11 protein-coding genes, 21 tRNA genes and 1 rRNA gene are annotated in these 16,933 nt (G+C 44.3%); 30 read left to right on the top strand and 3 right to left on the bottom strand.

What is annotated here, in order from left to right:
- Positions 1-112: 112 nt before the first annotated feature.
- The 27 genes from rrf to J7I80_RS19440 all read left to right on the top strand — a co-directional run bounded on the left by rrf (position 113) and on the right by J7I80_RS19440 (position 11,188).
- Positions 113-228, top strand: a 5S ribosomal RNA gene (gene rrf / locus J7I80_RS19310).
- 10 nt (positions 229-238) lie between these two features.
- Positions 239-314 (top strand) — tRNA-Val (locus J7I80_RS19315).
- A gap of 39 nt (positions 315-353) precedes the next feature.
- Positions 354-426, top strand: a tRNA-Thr gene (locus J7I80_RS19320).
- A 10-nt stretch (positions 427-436) separates the two neighbouring features.
- Positions 437-512: transfer RNA gene (locus tag J7I80_RS19325), tRNA-Lys, on the top strand.
- A 17-nt stretch (positions 513-529) separates the two neighbouring features.
- Positions 530-614 (top strand) — tRNA-Leu (locus tag J7I80_RS19330).
- A 22-nt stretch (positions 615-636) separates the two neighbouring features.
- Positions 637-711, top strand: a tRNA-Gly gene (locus tag J7I80_RS19335).
- Positions 712-721: 10 nt separating this feature from the next.
- Positions 722-810: transfer RNA gene (locus J7I80_RS19340), tRNA-Leu, on the top strand.
- Between the two features lie 25 nt (positions 811-835).
- Positions 836-912, top strand: a tRNA-Arg gene (locus tag J7I80_RS19345).
- Between the two features lie 17 nt (positions 913-929).
- Positions 930-1,006 (top strand) — tRNA-Pro (locus J7I80_RS19350).
- Between the two features lie 15 nt (positions 1,007-1,021).
- Positions 1,022-1,097: transfer RNA gene (locus J7I80_RS19355), tRNA-Ala, on the top strand.
- A 23-nt stretch (positions 1,098-1,120) separates the two neighbouring features.
- Positions 1,121-1,197, top strand: a tRNA-Met gene (locus J7I80_RS19360).
- 39 nt (positions 1,198-1,236) lie between these two features.
- Positions 1,237-1,313: transfer RNA gene (locus J7I80_RS19365), tRNA-Ile, on the top strand.
- A gap of 19 nt (positions 1,314-1,332) precedes the next feature.
- A tRNA-Ser gene (locus J7I80_RS19370) sits at positions 1,333-1,425 on the top strand.
- Positions 1,426-1,446: 21 nt separating this feature from the next.
- Positions 1,447-1,520 (top strand) — tRNA-Met (locus tag J7I80_RS19375).
- 42 nt (positions 1,521-1,562) lie between these two features.
- Positions 1,563-1,638 (top strand) — tRNA-Asp (locus J7I80_RS19380).
- Between the two features lie 145 nt (positions 1,639-1,783).
- Positions 1,784-1,856: transfer RNA gene (locus tag J7I80_RS19385), tRNA-Phe, on the top strand.
- Between the two features lie 38 nt (positions 1,857-1,894).
- Positions 1,895-1,970 (top strand) — tRNA-His (locus J7I80_RS19390).
- A gap of 6 nt (positions 1,971-1,976) precedes the next feature.
- Positions 1,977-2,050 (top strand) — tRNA-Gly (locus J7I80_RS19395).
- Positions 2,051-2,053: 3 nt separating this feature from the next.
- A tRNA-Ile gene (locus J7I80_RS19400) sits at positions 2,054-2,127 on the top strand.
- 13 nt (positions 2,128-2,140) lie between these two features.
- A tRNA-Asn gene (locus tag J7I80_RS19405) sits at positions 2,141-2,215 on the top strand.
- A 7-nt stretch (positions 2,216-2,222) separates the two neighbouring features.
- Positions 2,223-2,313, top strand: a tRNA-Ser gene (locus tag J7I80_RS19410).
- A gap of 3 nt (positions 2,314-2,316) precedes the next feature.
- Positions 2,317-2,388: transfer RNA gene (locus tag J7I80_RS19415), tRNA-Glu, on the top strand.
- Between the two features lie 884 nt (positions 2,389-3,272).
- The gene (gene glgB, locus J7I80_RS19420) at positions 3,273-5,231 is read left to right on the top strand and encodes a 1,4-alpha-glucan branching protein GlgB (protein ID WP_214740505.1); all 1,959 of its coding nucleotides are present in this window, start codon (positions 3,273-3,275) and stop codon (positions 5,229-5,231) included.
- Positions 5,149-6,297 carry a glucose-1-phosphate adenylyltransferase gene (locus tag J7I80_RS19425; RefSeq protein ID WP_251027866.1) on the top strand — a complete coding sequence of 383 codons (1,149 nt, stop codon included), beginning with the start codon at positions 5,149-5,151 and terminating at the stop codon, positions 6,295-6,297. The genes glgB and J7I80_RS19425 overlap by 83 nt, the downstream gene beginning before the upstream one ends.
- Positions 6,298-6,319: 22 nt before the next feature.
- Positions 6,320-7,348 (top strand): GlgC family sugar phosphate nucleotidyltransferase, encoded by a 1,029-nt coding sequence (locus J7I80_RS19430; RefSeq protein ID WP_214740507.1) that lies wholly within the window; start codon positions 6,320-6,322, stop codon positions 7,346-7,348.
- The gene (gene glgA / locus J7I80_RS19435; RefSeq protein WP_214740509.1) at positions 7,345-8,796 is read left to right on the top strand and encodes a glycogen synthase GlgA; all 1,452 of its coding nucleotides are present in this window, start codon (positions 7,345-7,347) and stop codon (positions 8,794-8,796) included. The genes J7I80_RS19430 and glgA overlap by 4 nt, the downstream gene beginning before the upstream one ends.
- Positions 8,786-11,188: a glycogen/starch/alpha-glucan phosphorylase gene (locus J7I80_RS19440; RefSeq protein WP_214740511.1), complete on the top strand. Its 2,403-nt coding sequence runs from the start codon at positions 8,786-8,788 to the stop codon at positions 11,186-11,188. Before glgA ends, J7I80_RS19440 begins: the two co-directional genes overlap by 11 nt.
- A gap of 173 nt (positions 11,189-11,361) precedes the next feature.
- Here the strand turns inward: J7I80_RS19440 and J7I80_RS19445 are convergent, their stop codons facing one another.
- A complete protein-coding gene (locus J7I80_RS19445; protein ID WP_214740514.1) occupies positions 11,362-12,234 on the bottom strand; it encodes an EamA family transporter in 873 nt (290 codons plus the stop codon).
- A 132-nt stretch (positions 12,235-12,366) separates the two neighbouring features.
- On the opposite strand from J7I80_RS19445, the gene J7I80_RS19450 reads away from it, so the two are divergent.
- The 3 genes from J7I80_RS19450 to J7I80_RS19460 all read left to right on the top strand — a co-directional run bounded on the left by J7I80_RS19450 (position 12,367) and on the right by J7I80_RS19460 (position 14,292).
- Positions 12,367-13,266, top strand: a complete 900-nt coding sequence (locus J7I80_RS19450) for a cupin domain-containing protein (protein WP_251027871.1) — start codon at positions 12,367-12,369, stop codon at positions 13,264-13,266.
- A 114-nt stretch (positions 13,267-13,380) separates the two neighbouring features.
- On the top strand, positions 13,381-13,827 hold the full coding sequence (locus tag J7I80_RS19455; protein ID WP_251027867.1) for a DUF2243 domain-containing protein: 447 nt from the start codon (positions 13,381-13,383) through the stop codon (positions 13,825-13,827).
- A gap of 15 nt (positions 13,828-13,842) precedes the next feature.
- Positions 13,843-14,292: a hypothetical protein gene (locus tag J7I80_RS19460; protein ID WP_214740516.1), complete on the top strand. Its 450-nt coding sequence runs from the start codon at positions 13,843-13,845 to the stop codon at positions 14,290-14,292.
- A 614-nt stretch (positions 14,293-14,906) separates the two neighbouring features.
- On the opposite strand, the gene J7I80_RS19465 is transcribed toward J7I80_RS19460, so the two are convergent.
- On the bottom strand, positions 14,907-15,674 hold the full coding sequence (locus tag J7I80_RS19465) for a TraR/DksA C4-type zinc finger protein (protein ID WP_214740519.1): 768 nt from the start codon (positions 15,672-15,674) through the stop codon (positions 14,907-14,909).
- A 109-nt stretch (positions 15,675-15,783) separates the two neighbouring features.
- Positions 15,784-16,716, bottom strand: coding sequence for a 1,4-dihydroxy-2-naphthoate polyprenyltransferase (locus J7I80_RS19470; RefSeq protein WP_214740521.1), 933 nt, complete (start codon positions 16,714-16,716; stop codon positions 15,784-15,786).
- Positions 16,717-16,933 lie beyond the last annotated feature (217 nt).

Here is a 16,933-nt window from a genome sequence, read left to right on the forward strand (position 1 = left end):
ACATTATCTAGTTTTGAGGGAATAAAGATATTTTCAAAGTAAAATTTCTTTTAAAATTTCTCTTGCAAAATAACTTAAAGCCAGTATAATAAATATTGTCTTTAAAAAAATGTCTGGTGACGATGGCGAGAAGGTCACACCCGTTCCCATACCGAACACGGAAGTTAAGCTTCTCAGCGCCGATGGTAGTTGGGGGTTTCCCCCTGTGAGAGTAGGACGTCGCCGGGCAGTTTCAAATGGAGGATTAGCTCAGCTGGGAGAGCATCTGCCTTACAAGCAGAGGGTCGGCGGTTCGATCCCGTCATCCTCCACCATAATTTTTTCACATAGTGAAAATAATCTACTTTAACCATGCCGGTGTAGCTCAATTGGTAGAGCAACTGACTTGTAATCAGTAGGTTGGGGGTTCAAGTCCTCTTGCCGGCACCTTTTGTACGAGCCATTAGCTCAGTCGGTAGAGCATCTGACTTTTAATCAGAGGGTCGAAGGTTCGAGTCCTTCATGGCTCACCACTTTTTTGAAATAGTATGCGGGTGTGGCGGAATTGGCAGACGCACCAGACTTAGGATCTGGCGCCGCAAGGCGTGGGGGTTCGACTCCCTTCACCCGCACCATTTCTTCAAAAAACAATATAATGCGGAAGTAGTTCAGTGGTAGAATACAACCTTGCCAAGGTTGGGGTCGCGGGTTCGAATCCCGTCTTCCGCTCCATAGTTCTTAAGCCGGGGTGGCGGAACTGGCAGACGCACAGGACTTAAAATCCTGCGGTAGGTGACTACCGTACCGGTTCGATTCCGGTCCTCGGCACCACCAAGTTAGCTAATGTACTAAATATGCGCCCGTAGCTCAATTGGATAGAGCGTCTGACTACGGATCAGAAGGTTATGGGTTCGACTCCTTTCGGGCGCGCCATTATATTTTCTCTTTATCGGGGAGTAGCTCAGCTTGGTAGAGCACTTGGTTTGGGACCAAGGGGTCGCAGGTTCGAATCCTGTCTTCCCGACCATCCTTTCTATAATATGGGGCCTTAGCTCAGCTGGGAGAGCGCCTGCCTTGCACGCAGGAGGTCAGCGGTTCGATCCCGCTAGGCTCCACCATAAGTTTTAAAAATTAATAATTTGGCGGTGTAGCTCAGCTGGCTAGAGCGTACGGTTCATACCCGTAAGGTCGGGGGTTCGATCCCCTCCGCCGCTACCAATTTTAATCTGGTTGAACCTATTCAATCTAGGATATCCTGGACCTTTAGCTCAGCTGGTTAGAGCAGACGGCTCATAACCGTCCGGTCGTAGGTTCGAGTCCTACAAGGTCCACCATTTTACTTGTTTTTCATACGGAGGTATACCCAAGTCTGGCTGAAGGGATCGGTCTTGAAAACCGACAGGCGGGTAACACCGCGCGGGGGTTCGAATCCCTCTACCTCCTCCATAATTTTTTAAATAGTATCGTCGCGGGGTGGAGCAGTCCGGTAGCTCGTCGGGCTCATAACCCGAAGGTCGCAGGTTCAAATCCTGCCCCCGCAATCAAAGTAACTTCTTTTCAAGTACTTCACTTGAAAAGACCCTGGTCCCGTGGTGTAGCGGTTAACATGCCTGCCTGTCACGCAGGAGATCGCCGGTTCGATCCCGGTCGGGACCGCCATTTTTATTTTAGTGGCTCAGTAGCTCAGTCGGTAGAGCAGATTGCTCACTTCCTGAATAAGCTCTGCGGCAATCTGCGAGAAAGACCGAAGGTCATTCGAGCAAAGGATTTAAAGCAACATAAGTTTGGTAGTTAATATTATAGTGGCTCAGTAGCTCAGTCGGTAGAGCAAAGGACTGAAAATCCTTGTGTCGGCGGTTCGATTCCGTCCTGAGCCACCTTATTTAATTTCAATTAAAATTTAATTATAGATATGGCGATTGTGGCGAAGTGGTTAACGCACCTGATTGTGGTTCAGGCATTCGTGGGTTCGATTCCCATCAGTCGCCCCATTTTTTGCGGGTGTAGTTTAGTGGTAAAACCTCAGCCTTCCAAGCTGATGATGAGAGTTCGATTCTCTTCACCCGCTCCATAAGGGCCTATAGCTCAGCTGGTTAGAGCGCACGCCTGATAAGCGTGAGGTCGGTGGTTCGAGTCCACTTAGGCCCATTTTTTATATTATTCCGCAGTAGCTCAGTGGTAGAGCACTCGGCTGTTAACCGAGCGGTCGTAGGTTCGAATCCTACCTGCGGAGCCATTTTTATGGGGAAGTACTCAAGAGGCTGAAGAGGCGCCCCTGCTAAGGGTGTAGGTCGGGTAACCGGCGCGAGGGTTCAAATCCCTCCTTCTCCGCCATAAGGCCCCTTGGTCAAGCGGTTAAGACACCGCCCTTTCACGGCGGTAACACGGGTTCGAATCCCGTAGGGGTCATAAGGAAAGCTGTTAGCAATTATGCTAACGGCTTTTTTTTATGTCCATGTAATTTTGGAATCCAGGTATTTAATTCAAATGTACTTTTAAATACATCAAGCAGCATGAACTTAGAAGGAAGTAAGATGTTCAAAAAGTGACTAAGATATCATTGCCCGGTCAGTGGTGTAAGCAAAAAAAATCGTTTAAGAAATATGTGCCCGGTTATGAGGAGCAAAGGTAAAACCGGTAACAAGAAGAAGAAATATATGCCCCGTTCTGAGAGGCTAGTTCAAAGCCGGTAACATAAAGAAGAGATATATACCCGGTGATGAGGGCCAAGGTCAAAACGGGTAACATAAAAAAGAGATATGTCCACGGTCAGTGGTAGAAAGAGAAATTCCGTCACATAAAGCAGTGATAGGGGTTCATTATAATGCCCGAAGAAGCGAGAATAAAGCCCCATAATACATGTTATTTAACAGATCAATCAAATTACCCTAACCCAGCTATCCATACAATACGGTAGGTCTAAACCAGTAACAACTCGAACCTAGTATCCTCCTAAACTTAAAATCACGACTCAATCATTTCCTTCAAAAAGATGAAAACGTTATCAGTGAAAAACATTTTTTCTCCTATTTCCTCTATCAAACCTAATAAATTCAACTAATCTTATTAATGAATCATTATTCATTTTTTAACTTTCGTTCTCCAAATTTCGCATAATTGGAAGATTTAGTACATTAAAGCGCTACCATTTGAGGGGTTTTGTCGAAATATAATTTATTCTAAGAGTTATTGTCGAAATATTAAAAAAATGTTTACAAGGAATTCCTTCTGGTAACTAGAATACTACTGAAATAGGCAGTTTTTTTAGTTTTACAAAAGGCAGGTGGAGGGCAATGGTGATTAATCCAACTGAGTTTGAATTGCATTTGTTCCATGAAGGCAATCTGTTCCAGAGCTACAATTTATTTGGAGCACATGTCATTAAAACTGGAACTGGAACATATACTCGATTTTGTGTGTGGGCTCCTAAGGCGATGCAGGTAAGGCTTGCAGGTGATTTTAACAATTGGGATGGGAATGGATATGAGTTTCATAAAGTCAATCAGGAGGGGGTCTGGCAGCTCGCTCTAGAGGGTGATTTGACCGGTGCCATTTATAAATATGAGATTTTGACTGCATCAGGTGAGCGAAGACTAAAATCTGATCCTTATGCGTTTTTCTCTGAATTGAGGCCTAATACGGCTTCAATTGTCTATTCAGTGGACAGCTACAAATGGGATGACCAAAAATGGCTGCAAAAGCGTGAAAAGCGGACTACCCTCGCCGAGCCGATGTTCATATATGAGCTTCATGTGGGTTCCTGGAAGAAGCATGATAATGGTTCGTTCCTTACATACCGTGAGCTTGTAGATGAATTGATCCCATATATTGTTGCGCATGGTTACACACATATTGAATTATTGCCACTAACTGAGCATCCGCTCGACATCTCCTGGGGCTATCAATCCACAGGTTATTTTTCCGTTACGAGTCGATATGGAACTCCTCAGGATTTTATGTATTTCGTTGATATGTGCCATCAAAACAACATTGGAGTCATCCTTGATTGGATTCCGGGGCATTTTTGCAAAGATGCGCACGGGCTGTACCAATTTGATGGCAGCTATGTGTTTGAATATCAGCGGGAGAATGATCGTGAGAATCAGGTTTGGGGAACAGCCAATTTTGACCTCGGAAAAACGGAGGTCCAGAGCTTTCTGATTTCGAGTGCCCTTTTCTGGCTCGAAAAATATCATATCGATGGCTTCAGGGTTGATGCGGTGGCCAATATCATCTACTGGCCTAATTCAATCCAGGCAGCGAACCAGTATGGTGTGGAATTTTTAAAAAAGCTGAACAAAGCGGTAAAAGATTTTGAGCCAGGGGCATTGATGATTGCTGAAGACTCGACTGACTGGCCGCAGGTGACGGCTCCCGTGGAGTATGGAGGTCTTGGTTTTACATACAAGTGGAACATGGGATGGATGAATGACACCTTGAAGTATATGGAGGAAGAATCGCATAACAGGAAGCATATACATGATAAAGTTACCTTTTCGCTGCTTTATGCATTTTCAGAGAGCTTTGTCCTGCCTTTTTCACATGATGAAGTTGTTCACGGGAAGAAATCGCTTCTTGATAAGATGCCGGGTGATTACTGGCAAAAGTTCGCACAGCTTAGACTATTGCTTGGGTTCATGGCTGCACATCCCGGAAAGAAGCTGACATTCATGGGTACTGAATTTGGTCAGTTTTCGGAATGGAAGGACAGGGAGCAGCTTGACTGGAATCTCCTTGATTATGAAATGCATGAAAAAATGAACCATTATAATAAGGAACTTATCAAATTGTATAAGCGGTCTAAGCCGCTGTATGAGGTCGATCAAAGCTATGAAGGCTTTGAATGGATCGATGCTGATAACCGGGATCAGTCGATTTTTTCTTTTATCAGGAAAGGAAAGAATCCGGAAGAACTACTGGTCATCGTTTGTAATTTTACTGAAAAAGTATATAGCGATTATCGAATCGGTCTCCCAAAGCATGGTGAATACCGTGAGATTTTAAACAGTGACGCTACAGACTTTGGCGGTTCAGGCATCATTAACAAAAAAGTTTTGAAAGCGGAAGAAATAGCCTTCCATGGAAGGCCATATTCTATAGAGATGAGTATTTCTCCATTCGGAATCTCAGTTTTACGTCCTGTTATAAAAAGAAAGGGGAGAAACAATCATGCAAAAGAAGAAATGCGTAGCAATGCTGTTGGCAGGAGGAAAAGGAAGCCGGCTGCACTCACTGACGAAGAATCTCGCTAAGCCAGCTGTCCCTTTTGGAGGCAAATATCGGATTATTGATTTTCCATTAAGCAACTGCACGAATTCGGGCATCCATACAGTGGGCGTTTTAACTCAATATCAGCCGCTTTTGCTCAATTCTTATATTGGCATCGGCAGCGCATGGGACCTCGACAGGAAGGATGGCGGTGTGACGGTACTGCCGCCTTATGCGGAAAGTTCCGAAGTTAAATGGTATTCTGGCACGGCAAGTGCGATTTTTCAGAATCTGAATTATCTCGATCAGTATGACCCGGAATATGTTTTGATTCTTTCCGGTGACCATATTTATAAAATGAATTATGAATTGATGCTCAATTACCATATTGAAAAAGGTGCTGATGCGACGATTTCGGTCATTGAAGTGCCATGGGAAGAGACGAATCGTTTTGGGATCATGAACACGGATTCTGACCTGAGGATCACTGAATTTGAGGAGAAGCCGGATGTGGCGAAAAATAATCTCGCTTCAATGGGGATTTATATTTTTAAATGGAGCGTTTTAAGGGAATATCTGATAAGGGATGACCAGAATCCAGAATCCAGCCATGATTTCGGCAAGGATATCATTCCTCTGTTAATACAAGAAAATATGAAATTATTTGCCTATCCTTTTAAAGGCTACTGGAAAGATGTTGGGACTGTTCAAAGTCTTTGGGAAGCGAATATGGATTTATTGGATAAGGACTGCGAATTGAATCTTTTTGATCATTCATGGCGTATTTACTCGGTGAACCCTAACCAGCCGCCTCAGTATATTTGTCCAGAAGGCGGAGTGTCAGAGTCGCTGGTCAATGAGGGATGCAAAATTGAAGGGGAGGTTTCCAGGACGGTTGTTTTCCAGGGAGTGACCGTAAAAAAGGGAGCGGTTGTAAAGGAATCCGTAATCATGCCGGATGCTATTATCGGACACAACTGTGTGATTGAAAAGGCGATTGTATCCCCAGGAGTCTATGTTCCTGATGGAACAATCATCAGGCCGGGCGAGAGCGTGAATGACATTACACTAGTATCTGAAGAAACAATCGGAGAATTGCAATCCAATTGAACCGATTCGGGAGGAAAAAGAAATGAACAAACAATTATTAGGAGTAATAGATGCGACAACTGTCCACGATGATCTCCAGGAACTGTCCGTTCACCGCTCAGTGGCAGCAATTCCATTCGGCGGGCGATACAGGCTGATTGATTTTATCCTTTCCAATATGGTCAACTCAGGAATCCAGAGCGTGGCTATTTTTCCTAAATTCCAATACAGGTCACTGATGGACCATTTGGGCTCAGGCAGGAATTGGGATCTTAACCGGAAAAGGGATGGACTATTTTTCTTCCCTGCCCCTAACCTTGATAAACATTATACAGGGATTGGCACGCTGGACCATTTTGCTGACAACATAGACTTCTTTGAACGCAGTACCCAGGAGTATGCTTTGATTTCGAATTCCTATACGGTATTCAATATGGATTTCCAGCCGCTGCTTGATTGGCATATTAAATCTGGCTGCGATATCACCGAGGTACAGAAGGAAGGGAAATCACTGGGCATATACCTCGTGAAAAAGACATTGTTGATGGATTTGGTCTTGACGCGGAATGAAACGGGCTATTCAAATATGAGGGATGTCGTGACTGATCTTGATAGCCAGTTCCATCTCTGTTATTACAATTTTGATGGCTACGCTTCAATGGTTGATACGATTGAAAACTATTTCAAGACCAGCATGGATTTGCTGAAGCCAGAGGTTTGGAAAGAGTTATTCCCGAAAGAAAGGCCAATCCTGACCAAGGTAAAAGATGAGCCGCCGACCCGTTATGATGTGGACGCATCGGTACGAAATTCGATGGTTGCCAACGGCGGAATGATCGAGGGCACGGTGGAAAACAGCATCATTGCCCGCGGGGTAAAAATCGGCAAAGGTACTGTCATCCGCAATTGCATCATCATGCAGAAGACACAAATTAAGGAGAATTGTCTATTGGATTCAGTGATTGTTGATAAGGATGCAAGAATCGAAGCAGGGACAGTGATTACAGCGCCAGCAGAATCACCGGCTGTCATCCGCAAGGGTACGGTCCAGGGAGTGGGGAGCAGCTCGTGAAGGTTTTATTTGCTGTATCGGAATGTGTCCCGTTCATCAAGTCAGGAGGCTTGGCTGATGTAGCAGGTTCACTTCCGAAGGAACTCAAAAAGCTGGGAACGGATGTCCGAGTCATTTTACCGAAGTATGGACTGATCCCCGATAAGTTCCGCTCTGAAATGCAGAAAGTGAAAGAGTATAATGTGCAATTAAGCTGGCGCTCGCAATACTGCGGCATTGAAACTCTTGAATACGACGGTGTTACTTTCTATTTTGTAGATAATGAGTATTATTTCAAGCGCGATAGTCTTTACGGCCATTATGATGATGGGGAACGGTTCGCATTTTTTAACAGGGCCGTCCTTGAATTGTTCGCAGAAATCGAATATTACCCTGATGTGATCCATTGCCATGATTGGCATACAGGGATGATTCCATTTTTACTAAGGACTGAGTACTATAAGCGGCCCGGATACGGATTGATCAGGTCCGTGTTCACGATTCATAATCTGCAGTTCCAGGGAATTTTCCCCCCAGAAGTATTGGGGGACCTGCTGCAGATTGACAGCCGTTATTTCAATGAAGAGCAGCTGGAATTTTTCGGGAACACCAACTTCATGAAAGCAGCTTTAATTGCTGCTGACCATATTACTACTGTCAGTCCTACCTACAAGGCAGAAATCCAGACAGATTTTTATGGTGAAAGGCTGGATGGCATCCTGCGGAAAAGAAACGAGGACTTATCCGGGATTTTGAATGGGATTGATCACGATTTATACGACCCTGAAAAGTATCTTGGATTGACTGCCAATTTTGGAGTGAACTCACTTGAAAGAAGAGTCGAAAACAAGCTTCAAGTACAGCGTGAGTTCAGTTTGCCGGAAAACGAGGAGATCCCTGTTGTCGCGATGATCACAAGGCTGACGAAGCAGAAGGGTCTCGATTTGGTCAGGGGAGTCTTCCATGAAATGATGGCGACTGGAATGCAGCTGGTAGTGCTGGGAACAGGCGACCCTGAGTTTGAGCAATTTTTCAAAGAAATGTCAGCGCGTTATCCTGAGCAGTGTGGCGTATACATTGGCTTTGATGAGAATTTGGCTCATCAAGTCTACGCAGGCTCTGATTTGTTCCTGATGCCCTCCAAGTTCGAACCTTGCGGGCTAAGCCAGATGCTCGCGATGCGCTATGGCTCCATTCCTGTTGTCAGAGAAACAGGCGGCCTGAACGACACTGTACAGCCTTACAATGAATTTAACGGTGAAGGCAATGGATTTACCTTTGCGAATTTTAACGCCCATGACATGCTGTTTACGCTTGAAAGGGCGCTGTCTTTTTACCATAAGCGCGAAAAATGGCTTAAGCTGGCGAAAAATGCTATGGAGACAGACTACAGTTGGGCACAGTCTGCCAGACAATACGAAGAATTATATTCCGATCTCATCTCAAGGAGTGAATCGCATGTTTTCTAGTGTTCCCCAATTCAAAAATGCTTTCTTGAAAAAACTCGAGATGATGTTTGGAACCAGCTTTGAAGAAAGCACGAGCCGGGAGCAGTTCCAGACTCTCGGACATATGATCAGGGAGCATGTGAGTTCTGATTGGATCAAAACAAACGAACTTTATCGTGCCGGTGCGAAAAAGCAGGTCTATTACTTGTCGATCGAGTTCCTGCTGGGCCGGCTGCTGAGGCATAACCTCATCAATTTAGGAGTGGAAAAAGTGGTCAGCGAAGGGCTCGGGGAGCTGGGCATTGATCTGGATCAACTGGAGGAAATCGAGGCGGATGCCGGGCTTGGCAATGGCGGTCTCGGCCGGCTGGCTGCCTGTTTCCTTGATTCCCTTGCTTCCCTTGACCTGCCGGGACATGGCTGCGGAATCCGCTATAAACATGGACTTTTTGAGCAGAAAATAGTCGATGGTTATCAAGTGGAGCTTCCTGAGCAATGGCTTAGACATGGTCATGTCTGGGAAATACGCAAAACGGATGATGCGGTCGAGGTTCCGTTCTGGGGTGAAATCGAAAGCAGGATGGAGAATGGCCGGCTTGTCTTCAGGCATCTGAACGCTGAGACAATCATGGCAGTACCATATGACTTGCCTGTCATCGGCTATGAAACACAGACTGTTAACACATTGAGGCTTTGGAATGCAGAGCCATCAAGGTTCCCGGCAAACGCGGATATTTTTAAATATAAGAAGGATACCGAATCAGTTTCCGAATTTTTGTATCCGGATGACACGCATGATGAGGGGAAAATCCTTCGCCTCAAGCAGCAATATTTCCTTGTCGCCGCTAGCCTGAAGGCGATCGTGAAATCTTTTAAAAAGAAGAATAAGAGTTTGCTAGAGTTCCATGACTATGTGAGCATCCATATTAATGATACCCACCCGGCGATTGCCGTTCCTGAACTGATGAGGATCTTGATGGATGAGGAGGGCCTGGGCTGGGAAGACGCCTGGCAAATCACGGTACAGACGCTTTCCTATACGAATCATACGACACTGGCTGAGGCACTGGAGAGATGGCCGATCCGGATCTTCAAGCCGCTGCTTCCGCGCATTTTCATGATTGTCGAGGAAATCAATGAGCGCTTCTGCAAGCAGGTTTGGGATCAGTATGCAGGAGACTGGGCCAGGGTTGAGAACATGGCGATCATCGCCCATGACGAGGTGCGGATGGCGCCTCTCGCCATTGTCGGCAGCCATAGTGTCAATGGGGTTGCACAGCTTCACACGGATATCCTGAAAAACCGGGAGATGAACCTGTTTTATCAGTTTTATCCTGACCGCTTCAATAACAAGACAAATGGAATCACCCACCGCCGCTGGCTGCTGAAAGCAAATCCTGGCTTGTCCGGATTGATTACAGATGCCATTGGCAGTGACTGGGTCACTTCTCCTCAAAAGTTGGAGGAGTTAATGAGGTTTAAGAATGACTCTGTTTTCCTGGGGAAAATGCATGAAATCAAGCAGGCAAACAAAGAGCGTCTGGCAAAGAGGATTTTGGATAAGACGGGGATCCAGGTGGATACGGAATCGATTTTTGACGTCCAGGTAAAAAGGTTACACGCCTATAAGCGGCAGCTGCTGAATGTGCTGCACATCATGCATCTCTATAATGCATTGAAAAAGGATCCTGAAGCACTGCTGTATCCGCGCACATTTATTTTCGGGGCAAAGGCTTCTCCAGGTTATTATTTTGCCAAGAAGGTCATTAAACTCATTAACAGTGTTGCTGACAAGGTGAACCATGACCCGGTAACGAATGGCAAGCTTAAGGTCGTTTTTCTTGAAAATTACCGGGTATCTCTGGCGGAAGAAATTTTTCCAGCAGCGGATATCAGTGAACAAATTTCAACCGCCAGTAAAGAAGCTTCCGGTACCGGGAATATGAAGTTCATGATGAACGGAGCTATGACACTTGGAACGCTTGATGGCGCCAATGTCGAAATCACAGATTTGGTCGGCAGGGAAAATATCTTCCTGTTTGGGCTGACGGCAGAGGAAGTGCTGGATTACCAGAATAATGGCGGCTACCATTCACTCGAATATTATCACCATGACGAAAGGATTCGTGGAGTGGTCGACCAGTTAATTAATGGATTCTTCCCGGATACGGAAAACCATTTTAATGAAATCTACGATACACTGCTCGGCCATAATGACCAGTACTTCGTTTTGAGGGATTTTGCCTCTTACGCAGAGGCCCATCAGGAAGTCAGCCGAAGTTATTTGGACCGAAACGCTTGGCTGCAGAAGAGCCTGATTAATATCGCGAAATCCGGTTATTTCTCCAGTGACAGGACCATTATGGAATATGCCGACCAAATCTGGAAGGTACAATCTGCTTTAAAAGTTTAAGATGCAAGGGGCCAGGTCGTGGGACGATTTGGCCTTTTTGCTATATTCATTCGATTGGAAAGCTTGCCGGGAATTCTATAAGCCCGAATGAGATCAAGGAAGCTAAAAAGGTATATAGAAAAAGTCTATAAGCCTAGATGGGACCATTGAATCTGAAAAAGGCTCGCTTTTCTCTATAAAATCAACAACGCAGTCCCAATCGTGATCAGTACAGCACCTGCAACAGTGGATTTGGTTGGTTTTTCTTTTAAAATGATGAAGCTTAGGATCATCGTCAATACGACGCTGAATTTGTCAATTGGATTGACGATGCTCACTTTGCCGATTGCCAGAGCAGCGAAATAACATAACCATGAGAAGCCAGTTGCCGCGCCGGACAGGATCAGGAATATGTATGATTTCCTGGAGATTCTCTTGAGCTCCTTCACAGTCCCCTGGAAAAATACAATTCCCCAGGCAAAAATAATGATCACCACAGTTCTGATAAAGGTAGCCACATTAGAATCAACATCTTCAATTCCGATTTTAGCGAGGATATTGGTCAGGGCGGCAAAGACTGCTGACATGATGGCGAGAAAAATATATGATTTGGTGTTGAAAACCTTTTTCCCCTGCTTTTTCTTCTTTTTGTCCTTTCCGATCAGTACAAAGGTACCAATAGATATAATGACACCACCAGCCACAACAGGCATTGTTGCAGGCTCCCTTAATACTATGAATGATAACAGGATGGTCAATACAACACTGGCCTTATCAATCGGTACTACTTTGGAAACATCCCCAATCTGGATCGCTTTAAAAAAGGCAAGCCAGGAAAGGCCGGTCGTCAATCCAGAGAGCACTAGAAAGATGAACGACTTTGTTGACACTTCCATTATATTTTCCGTTTGACCGGTAATCACAACCATCAGATAGGCCATGATGACGACCACAATCGTCCTGACAGCAGTTGCCAGGTTTGAATCGACATCCTCGATTCCGATTTTAGCAAGAATGGCAGTAAAGGAAGCGAATAGCGCAGCCAATAAGGCTAAAATAATACTCATCGTTTAACTCCATTTCTAAAAAGGTACTCTTAGTTTGGGACTCTGCAGCAGGAATATTCTTGTCCATAAATCGAACAATGTACGTTTCCTGGGTACTGGGCATAGGATAGGTTGATAAAACCTGTGAAGGGAATGAGCAATTTGTATAACGTACCATCCTATTCCTATCCATATGATTACTCAAAAACAAATAGCCCAAGCTTTATGGCAAGATCCAGTCAGAATAGCCATCAGCAGGTACTTGAAGCGTTGCTTGCTGGAATAAAAGGGGAAGCTTCAGCCGTTGATTTTTACAGTCGCCTAGCGCAATCTGCACCAAATCAAAGGCATAAGAAGGCGATACAGCAGGCTTTGGAGGATAAGCAAGTCCACTTAAAACAATTTACCGATCTGTTTGCCACACTTACAGGACAATCGCCGCAATACCAGATTAAACAAGTTGATTTCCGCTCTTATCAGGAAGGCTTGCAAAAGGCATATGAAGCAGAAGTAAAAGATTATCATGAATATCGCAACAGTTATTTGCTGACACAATATCTTCCGGTAGGAAATGTCTTCTTTAGAGCCTTTGCAGATGAAATCGAGCATGCGACAAGATTTGGCTGTTTAAGGCAAGAAGGGCACAGACCATTAATCGATTATGGAAAGCAGCCTTTTACCATCAATATTGAAGATGCTACCGTGCAAAATGAAACATTCCGTACAGCGATTTGGACAGGGAAGAACCTTCAGGTGACGGTCATGAGCATCGATGTTGGTGAAGACATTGGCCTGGAGGTCCATGAAACCGGGGATCAGTTCATCCGGGTAGAAGAAGGAGAAGCACTTGTACAAATGGGTGACACCAAGGAGAACCTGGATTTCGAAACAAGAGTTTCTGATGACTTTGCCATTCTGATTCCTGAGGGAAAATGGCATAATGTCACGAATATCGGTGATTCAAAGCTGAAAGTCTATGTGATTTATGCACCGCCTGAGCATCCTTTTGGGACAGTACATGAAACAAAAGCAGATGCGATGGAAGCGGAGTAAATGGTGGTAACGTGATTGGAGATCATTCTCCAATCTTTTTTTGTTTTGCCGTATAATATGGATAATTTTTGGGCACTAATCGTGATAGTATGAAATCTTTTAAGAGGGTGTATTTTGTTGAAAAAAGAAAACAAGAATTTATTTATCGCCGGCCTGATCCTGGGATTAGGATTATTGGGCGCGATAGATGGAATTGTGTTCCACCAGCTGCTCCAATGGCATCATATGGTTCTTAGCGATAATATACAGCTGGAAATTTTTACAGACGGCTTATTCACTGCATTGTTTTCTGCAAAGCTCCTCTGGGGCGGCGTAAAAATCTTCCAGGATGCTCGGAAAAATCAGCTTGGCACCAGTTGGAGAATATTCCTTGGCGGGATATTCATCGGTGGCGGAGCGTTCAATCTTGTTGAAGGAATTGTCGACCATCATATCCTGCAAGTGCATCGTGTCAAGCCACTGGCAGAAAATCCTTTGATGTACGACCTGGCATTTTTGGCGATCGGTGCTCTGTTAGTAATAATCGGGTTGATGATTAAGCGGCTGGAGCCAAATGCGTGAAGGTGAGGTGCACAGTTGGAAAGGTTTAAGAGTTTTTTAGTCTTTTTTATACCGTTTATTGTGTTCTTTATTTATTTTACAAGTAATAATGAACACAATCCATCTTCAGCGAACCATATGCAGCATGACTATGTTGAAATTCCAGAGGGTTACCAGGTTCCATCAGTGTATTTAAGCGTCACCCAGGACCTGTCAGGCACATGGCTATTAAGTGTTGATACTACTCATTTTAGGTTCGCTCCTGAAAAGGTAGGGAGCGATGATCCTAGTTTTAACGAGGGCCATGCCCATATTTATGTTAACGGCAAAAAAATCAATCGGCTGTACGGACATTTTTATAATTTGGACACTTTGAAAAAAGGCGAGAATGAGATTATGGTCACACTTAATTCCAACAATCACGGGGCATTGGCTTATAGAGGGAAACCAATCAGCAGTAGGGTAGTTGTGGAAAACGGAAATTGAATGGCGAAGGGGGAACTATAATCGAGCTTCTTTTTAGGTTACCAATCTGGCTTATTGGTGCTCGTTTTTTCCTAAAAAAAAGAAATTAAGGTCACCAATCTGGTTTATTGGTGCTTGGTTTTTCCTGAAAAAGGAAATATAGATTACCAATCTGTTTTATTGGTGTCCATTTTTTCTAGAAAAAGGAAATTCAGGTCACCAATCATGCTTATTGGTACTCGATTTTACCTAAAAAAAGGAAAAAAGGGTTACCAATCTGGCTTATTGGTGTTTGTTTTTACCTAAAAAAAGGAAAAATAGGTCACCAATCTGGCTTATTGGTGCCTGGTTTTACCTAAAAAAGGAAAAAACGGTCACCAATCTGGCTGATTAGCGTCCTCTTTCTCCAAAAATATGAAATTTAGGTCACCAAATATCGTCCCAATACCGGATAATCTCATCGCCAATCTGCCCGATGGACACTTGTTGTTTTCAGAAAAAATTACAAATTAGATTCCAAATATGACAATATAAATGGGGATCATGTCTATGAATTTAGAACTCATGTTGATAATCGGTAATTAATCCTGCGCAAGAAACAGCCTCAGTCCATAAAAGTGGACTGAGGCTGTTGTCTATTCATTATTCTTTTTGTGATCTTCATTGATATAACTATCACCCTCTTTATAAGGGATATCCCCAAGCTCGGACTCTATGCCGGCTTCGTCGAGCTTTTCTTCGTATTCCTCTTCGGCATCACTCTGGAACACTTGGCGGTCATCACCTTCAATATCAGTTGCACTGAAGGATTCATAGTCTTCCGTAAAGCCACGTTCTTTTTCATTATCAATATAGAGCTTATTATAATCTTCATGATCACCGGTAAGATCAGATGGTGTTTCCGATGTACCGAATTCGGCTACGTCATCAAAGCTGTTTCTGTTGTCGGCCATTTCTTCGTTTTGCCTGCGGTCAAAGTTGGTGTCGTGAGTATATTCCAGCACGTCCTCTTCCGCGGGACGGTCGTTTGATAAGTTCTGTTCTTGAGAGTGATCGACACAATATAAAGTATATGGAACTGCTTCCAATCGTTCAAAAGGAATTTCCTTACCGCACTCTGCGCATTTACCGTAAGTGCCGTTCTCGATTGCCTTTAGGGCGCTGTCAATTTTTCCAATCTGGCCATCAAAATGCTCGTCCAGCGCAATGTTTTTACTGCGCTCAAACAGCTCTGTGCCGCTGTCAGCCGGATGATTATCGTACGAAGAAAGCTCTCCGGTAGCATCCCTTTGGCTGCCCTCCAGATAACCTTCCTCTTCATTATTATCTATTTGTGAAATCAGTGCTTCTTTTTCATCTATAAGCGTTTGCTTCAATTGGGTAAGCTGGTCATTTGTCAGCATCATTACACATCCTTAGTTTTGATTCGTGTCATACGTACTAAATACCCGCTCGTCATTTTAAGAAACATAGAAAAAGCTTCCGCCAAAGGCAGAAGCTTCTCGAGTGAGACTATATCAAACTGATGAATATCCCTACAGATAAAAGTAAGCCGAAAATCGTATTGGTCTTTGCTGTGTTAGCCATGGCCGGCATCATTTGCAATGGATTCGATTTTCCGATGAAGCCTTTCGTTGCTTTTACAGCCTTCGGAATGCTGAGCGCGACAATCGCCAGCCAAGGTGAAACGACACCTGCAATGATTAATCCGATAACCCAGGCGTAGGATACAATGAACATTCCTGCTAGCAGCCTGATGGCACCTTTGCGTCCAAGCAGGATCGCCAGAGTTTTCCGGCCGAATTCCTTGTCGCCATCCAGGTCGCGAATATTATTGGCAAGCAGGATTGCTCCGACAAGCAAAAAGCTAGGAAACGAAACGAGTACACTAGTTGGAGTGACAGTGCCAGTCTGGATGTAGAAGGAAATAAGGATGATCAGTACACCCATGAAAAATCCAGCGACAAGCTCTCCAAAAGGAGTGTAGGCAATCGGCAGCGGACCGCCTGTATAAAGATAACCAGCAGCGAGAGAAACGACTCCGACAGCAGCGACCCACCAGCTGGTACTCATGCAAATATATACGCCAAGAAGGACTGAAATTCCATATAGGCCAAAAGCGAGATTCAAAACGGTTTTAGGCTTTATACCGTGACGGACGATCGCCCCGCCGATTCCAACGGAGTTTTCATTATCAAGTCCACGTTTAAAATCATAATATTCATTGAACATATTCGTTGCTGCCTGAATCAACAGACTGGCTATTAACATCGCGAGGAACATTCCCCAATGGATTCCACCGCTGTATTCAATCGCTAAAGCAGTCCCCAGAAGGACAGGTGCAAATGCGGCTGTCAAAGTGTGCGGCCTTGTAAGCTGCCACCAGACTCTCCAGTCTGCTCCATTGACTGCTGGTGAAGAACTAGGCTGTAGCTGTGGTTGCATAACTAATTCTCTCCCTTATTATATCAATCTATCAAACCTTAACATTTTATCTAAAAGAACCAAAATTGTCAAAAAGACCTTTCATTTCTAGGTTAAATTACCTTACAATTATTAGTGTAGATATTCACATATGCACTGTCAATTAGTATTTTCACGTATAATGAGGATGGTTTTTCCAGATTGCCTCAGCTGTCTGCGTGCAATATATACAATAAGG

The organism is Bacillus sp. ISL-41, from assembly GCF_018613235.1.
GTDB lineage: Bacteria > Bacillota > Bacilli > Bacillales > Cytobacillaceae > Mesobacillus.